The organism is Nocardioides sp. 616 (assembly GCF_002930065.1).
GTDB lineage: Bacteria > Actinomycetota > Actinomycetes > Propionibacteriales > Nocardioidaceae > Nocardioides > Nocardioides houyundeii.
The window spans coordinates 208,694-214,941 of record NZ_POAG01000010.1 but is presented as its reverse complement, the minus strand read 5'-3'; the positions used below and the strand labels follow the sequence as shown (position 1 = coordinate 214,941).

At 67.4% G+C, this 6,248-nt stretch carries 4 protein-coding genes; 3 read left to right on the top strand and 1 reads right to left on the bottom strand.

Translation table 11 applies throughout. From position 1 onward, the window contains the following. Positions 1-42: 42 nt before the first annotated feature. Complete coding sequence (locus tag C5H89_RS02985) at positions 43-1,038, bottom strand: DnaB-like helicase C-terminal domain-containing protein (RefSeq protein ID WP_104105594.1); 996 nt, start codon at positions 1,036-1,038, stop codon at positions 43-45. A 301-nt stretch (positions 1,039-1,339) separates the two neighbouring features. Between C5H89_RS02985 and rplJ the strand changes: the two genes are divergently transcribed. The 3 genes from rplJ to rpoB all read left to right on the top strand — a co-directional run. Then, a complete protein-coding gene (gene rplJ / locus C5H89_RS02980) occupies positions 1,340-1,984 on the top strand; it encodes a 50S ribosomal protein L10 (protein ID WP_101525431.1) in 645 nt (214 codons plus the stop codon). An 81-nt stretch (positions 1,985-2,065) separates the two neighbouring features. Then, complete coding sequence (rplL, locus tag C5H89_RS02975; RefSeq protein ID WP_101525430.1) at positions 2,066-2,455, top strand: 50S ribosomal protein L7/L12; 390 nt, start codon at positions 2,066-2,068, stop codon at positions 2,453-2,455. 299 nt (positions 2,456-2,754) lie between these two features. Continuing rightward, positions 2,755-6,248, top strand: a 3,494-nt coding sequence (gene rpoB, locus C5H89_RS02970) for a DNA-directed RNA polymerase subunit beta (RefSeq protein ID WP_104105748.1), incomplete at its 3' end; no start/stop codon positions are given.

Below are 6,248 nucleotides of genomic sequence, written 5' to 3'. Positions count from 1 at the left end.
CGGCCACCCCACGAGGGTGGCCGGCCTTCGTCGTCCCGGGCGTTACTCGGTGAAGACGCGCTCGTCGACCAGCTTCTCGCTGACCACGTGGCCGTCGGAGAGGAAGCGGCCGGAGGTGAAGTCCTTGCGGAACTCGACCTCGGCCCCGGTGCGTCCGGACCGGTTCTTCTCCACCGTCAGCACCGACCAGGTCTTGAAGTGCTCGCCGTTGTTGGCCGAGTACATCAGGTGGTGGCGCGCCACGATGTCGGCCTTGTTGGCCAGGATCAGCACCACGTCCGCCTCGTAGGCCAGGGCGGTGGACCCCTTCATGTTGCGAGCCCGCATCCGCATGCCCGGCTCCAGGCCCGCTCGGTCGCTGGCGGAGATGGCGAGCACCGGGCACTCGAACTCGATGGCGATGTCCTTGAGGCGCTCGGTGACCTGGGTGACGGCGGCCTCCTCGTCCAGCTGCTGCCCGGGCCGCACCTTCTGCAGGTAGTCCACGACGACCAGCGGGGGCTCGCCAGCCTCGCTGAGCACGTCCTTGACCGACGCGGCGATCACGTCGAGGTTGGTGTGGGTGGTGGTGGAGCGGTGGATCAGCATGCTCGGCGCGTAGCCGGCGACCCGCTCCAGCGCGTCCGCGCCGCCGGGATAGCGGCCCAGCCGCTCCAGCAGCCCGCCGGTCATCTCGTCGGTCCCCTCGAAGGCGGCTCGGACCTGGTAGACCGAGATCGGGTTTTCGACGCCGAGTTCGGCCGCCTCCGCGGCGATCACCTTCTGCAGCAGGGCCTCCGCCTCGAGCTCGAAGGAGAAGAAGAGCACCGGCCGGCCGCTGCCCGCGACGCTGCGCGCCACCTGGAGCGCGAACGTCGTCTTGCCCTCGCCCTGGGAGCCGGCCAGCAGGTTGAGCGCGCCGGCGCGCAGGCCGCCGCCCAGGGCGTCGTCCAGGAGCGGGAACCCGGTGGACCAGATACGTACGTCGCTCTCGGGCGCCAGCAATCGGCTATCCACCCGGTCGAGCACCTGGTGGAGTGGGGTCAGCAGCGGGTCCATCCCCAAATTGGAGCACAATGCTCGCGGGTGTGGGGCGGAATCCGCCGGGGACGCCAGCGGTCCGGGAGCGGATTTGGTGATCGCGTCCCGGGTGCCTACAGTTGCTTCTCGTAACCAGAGACCGCCGGTGATCGACTCTCCATCCGTGGAGGCCGATCGAAGGTTCCGCGAGACGGACGACCAGCGCAGGTGCTTCAGAGCAGCCGGAGAGATCCGGACCACGCCCTGGGCCTGCGCCCGGGGCGTTCGTCATTTCCCGGGCCGAGCCGACAGTCTTCGAGCGTAGTCCGGAAGGAGACCCATGGCGCGGCCAGAGAAGGTTGCAGCCGTCGCGGAGATCGTTGAGTCGTTCAACGGTTCCGCCGGCGCTGTGCTGACCGAGTACCGCGGTCTCACCGTGAAGCAGCTGCAGGACCTGCGGCGCTCCCTCGGCGAGAACGCCAACTACGCCGTGGTCAAGAACACGCTGGCCAAGATTGCCGCCACCGAGGTGGGAATCGAAGGCTTCGACGACCTCCTCACCGGCCCGACCGCTATCGCCTTCATCAACGGCGACGTGGTCGAGGCGGCGAAGGGTCTGCGTGACTTTGCCAAGGCAAACCCCGCCCTTGTCATCAAGGGTGGAGTTCTGGACGGCAAGCCCCTGGACGCGGTGGAGATCGGCAAGCTCGCCGACCTCGAGTCGCGTGAGGTGCTCCTGGGCAAGATGGCGGGCGCGATGCTCGCCTCCCTCAGCCAGGCCGTCTACCTGCTCAACGCCCCGCTCGCGCAGGCTGCCCGGCTCGCCGGCGCCCTGCAGGCGAAGGCCGAGCAGGACCCCTCGATCCTCGCAGGTGGTGCCGGTACGCCGGCTGAGTCCGCTGCTGAGGAGACCCCGGAGTCGTCCGAGGAGGCCCCCGCCACCGCGGAGGTCGCCGAGGAGACCACCGAGTCCACCGACGCCTGACCTCAGTCGTCGGTCACCACCTGAAACCCCAGGTCGGCTCCGCAACCCCGGACCGGCCACCGAATGGAAGGAACCGCCACCATGGCGAAGCTCAGCACCGACGAGCTCCTTGACGCGTTCAAGGAGATGACCCTCATCGAGCTCTCCGAGTTCGTGAAGCAGTTCGAGGACACCTTCGGCGTCACCGCCGCCGCCCCCGTCGCCGTGGCCGCCGCCCCGGCTGCCGGTGGTGCCGCTGGTGGCGAGGCCGCCGCCGAGCAGGACGAGTTCGACGTCGTCCTCGAGGCTGCCGGCGAGAAGAAGATCAACGTCATCAAGGAGGTGCGCGCCCTGACCTCCCTCGGTCTCAAGGAGGCCAAGGAGCTCGTGGAGAGCGCCCCCAAGGCGATCCTCGAGAAGGTCGACAAGGCTGCGGCCGAGAAGGCCAAGGAAGCCCTCGAGGGCGCCGGCGCGACCGTCACCCTCAAGTGACCTCTCGCTAGTCCGCCTGTACAGGCACACGCCGAAGGCGGTCACCCCACCGGGGTGGCCGCCTTCGTCTTTTGCGTGTCGGACCCGCTGCGCTTGACCTTCGCGTCTGGGCGGGCCATCATCATCGGCAACACGGCCCCTCCATCGGAGCAGGCCGCTCGTGACAGTTTGTCGCGCGCCCGGATTTGCGTTACGCTCTTTCATTGCGTCTGCTCTCATATGCTCACACCCTGCCCGGAAGGGTGTTGTAGTGGTGGGCGGCGCCTCTTCACCTTCAGCGATGATTCGAAGGACGCACCTTGGCCGCGCGCAGCTCCGCTGTTAACTCCCGTCGCACCTCTTTTGCAAAGATCAAGGAGCCTCTCGAGGTTCCCCCTCTCCTGGCCCTCCAGACCGACAGCTTCCACTGGCTGATCGGCGACGAGAAGTGGGACGAGGTCGTCGCCGCCCGCAAGGCAGCCGGCGAGGACGTCTCCGAGAAGTCGGGCCTGCAGGAGATCTTCGAGGAGATCTCCCCGATCGAGGACTTCAACGACACGATGTCGCTGTCGTTCGAGAACCCGGTCTTCGTCGACCCCAAGTACACCGAGGAGGAGTGCAAGGAGAAGGACTTCACCTTCTCGCGCCCCCTCTACGTCTCGGCCGAGTTCATGAACAACACGACCGGCGAGATCAAGGCCCAGACGGTCTTCATGGGCGAGTTCCCGATGATGACCCGCAAGGGCACCTTCATCATCAACGGCACCGAGCGTGTCGTGGTCTCCCAGCTGGTCCGCTCGCCGGGCGCCTACTTCGAGCGCGCCGCCGACAAGACGTCCGACAAGGACATCTACACCGCGAAGGTCATCCCCTCGCGCGGCGCCTGGCTGGAGTTCGAGATCGACAAGCGCGACCTGGTCGGCGTACGCCTTGACCGTAAGCGCAAGCAGAACGTGACCGTCCTCCTCAAGGCCCTGCAGGCGCTGGCCAACGAAGAGGGCTACGAGGGCGAGCCGTACGACTACGAGGCCGTGATGGCCGACCTGCGTCAGTACGAGTCGATCCAGCTGACCGAGGAGAAGGACAACACCCAGGGTCCGGACGACGCCCTCCTCGACATCTACCGCAAGCTCCGCCCGGGCGAGCCGCCCACGCGCGAGGCCGCGCTGACGCTGTTGAAGAACTACTACTTCAACCCCAAGCGCTACGACCTGGCCAAGGTCGGTCGCTACAAGATCAACAAGAAGCTCGGCCTGACCGAGGCGTTCGACCACCAGAACCTGACCATCCAGGACATCGTGGCCGCGATCCGCTACATCGTGCAGCTGCACGCCAGCGGCGCCCCCGCCGACCCGGTCGACCTGACCGACGCCGAGGGCAACGTGGTGATCGGCTCGGACGACAAGCCGATCAAGGTCCAGGCCGACGACATCGACCACTTCGGCAACCGCCGCATGCGCACCGTGGGCGAGCTGATCCAGAACCAGCTCCGCACCGGCCTGGCGCGCATGGAGCGCGTGGTCCGGGAGCGGATGACGACCCAGGACGTCGAGGCCATCACGCCGCAGTCCCTGATCAACATCCGGCCCGTGGTCGCGGCGCTGAAGGAGTTCTTCGGCACCTCGCAGCTCTCGCAGTTCATGGACCAGACCAACCCGATCGCGGGCCTGACGCACAAGCGTCGCCTCTCCGCGCTGGGCCCCGGTGGTCTGTCCCGTGACCGCGCCGGCATGGAGGTGCGCGACGTGCACCCGTCGCACTACGGCCGCATGTGCCCCATCGAGACCCCTGAAGGCCCGAACATCGGCCTGATCGGCTCGCTGGCCTCCTACGGTCGGATCAACCCCTTCGGCTTCGTCGAGACGCCGTACCGCAAGGTCATCGACGGCTCGGTGACCAACGAGATCCACTACCTGACCGCCGACGACGAGGACCGCTACGTCATCGCCCAGGCGAACGCGCCGCTGGACGAGAACGACAAGTTCGTCGAGGAGCGCGTCCTGGTCCGCCAGAAGCGCGGTGAGGTCTCCGAGATCCTCGCCGGCGACGTGGACTACATGGACGTCTCCCCGCGCCAGATGGTGTCGGTCGCCACCGCGCTGATCCCGTTCCTGGAGCACGACGACGCCAACCGTGCGCTGATGGGTGCCAACATGCAGCGCCAGGCGGTGCCGCTGATCACCAGCGACAGCCCCCTGGTCGGCACCGGCATGGAGTACCGCGCCGCGGTCGACGCCGGCGACGTGGTCGTGGCCGAGAACGCCGGTGTGGTCAAGTCGGTCTCCGCCGACTCGATCGAGACCATGAACGACGACGGCACCTACCAGACCTACCGGCTGGCGAAGTTCAAGCGCTCCAACCAGGGCACCTGCATCAACCAGCGTCCGCTGGTCAGCGAGGGTGACCGGCTCGAGGTCGGCTCGCCGATCGCCGACGGTCCGTGCACCGACAACGCCGAGATGGCGCTGGGCACGAACCTGCTGGTGGCCTTCATGCCGTGGCAGGGTCACAACTACGAGGACGCCATCATCCTCAGCCAGCGCCTGGTGCAGGAGGACGTCCTCACCTCGATCCACATCGAGGAGCACGAGGTCGACGCCCGCGACACCAAGCTCGGCCCGGAGGAGATCACCCGGGACATCCCGAACATCTCCGAGGAGGGTCTGGCCGACCTCGACGAGCGCGGGATCATCCGCATCGGCGCCGAGGTCACGACCGGGGACATCCTGGTCGGCAAGGTCACCCCCAAGGGCGAGACCGAGCTGACCCCGGAGGAGCGCCTGCTCCGTGCGATCTTCGGCGAGAAGGCGCGCGAGGTGCGCGACACCTCGATGAAGGTGCCGCACGGTGAGTCCGGCACGGTCATCGGCGTCCGCGTGTTCGACCGCGAGGACGGCGACGAGCTGCCCCCGGGCGTCAACCAGCTGGTGCGCGTCTACGTCGCCCAGAAGCGGAAGATCTCGGTGGGTGACAAGCTCGCCGGCCGTCACGGCAACAAGGGCGTCATCGCCAAGATCCTCCCGGTCGAGGACATGCCCTTCATGGAGGACGGCACGCCGGTCGACGTCGTGCTCAACCCCCTGGGTGTGCCGCGACGGATGAACATCGGCCAGATCCTGGAGCTCCACCTGGGCTGGCTCGCCAAGCAGGGTTGGGACCTGGACCTGCACGACGACCGTGGCTCGGCGGAGTGGAAGGACCGGCTCATGTCGATCCACGCCGAGAAGAGCGAGCCGGGCCGCAAGGTCGCCACGCCGGTCTTCGACGGTGCGCGCGAGGACGAGATCACCGGCCTGCTCGGTGCCACGTACCCCACGCGCGACGGGGTCCGGATGATCGACGAGACCGGAAAGGCCAACCTGTTCGACGGCCGTTCCGGCGAGCCGTTCCCGGAGCCGGTCTCGGTCGGCTACATGTACATCCTCAAGCTGCACCACCTCGTGGACGACAAGATCCACGCGCGCAGCACCGGCCCCTACTCGATGATCACCCAGCAGCCGCTCGGCGGTAAGGCCCAGTTCGGTGGCCAGCGCTTCGGTGAGATGGAGGTCTGGGCCATGGAGGCGTACGGCGCCGCCTACGCCCTGCAGGAGCTGTTGACGATCAAGTCCGACGACGTGCCCGGCCGCGTCAAGGTCTACGAAGCCATCGTGAAGGGTGAGAACATCCCCGACTCCGGGATCCCCGAGTCGTTCAAGGTGCTCATCAAGGAGATGCAGTCGCTCTGCCTCAACGTGGAGGTGCTGTCCCAGGACGGCTCCACCATCGAGATGAAGGACGCCGAGGAAGACGTCTTCCGGGCGGCCGAAGAGCT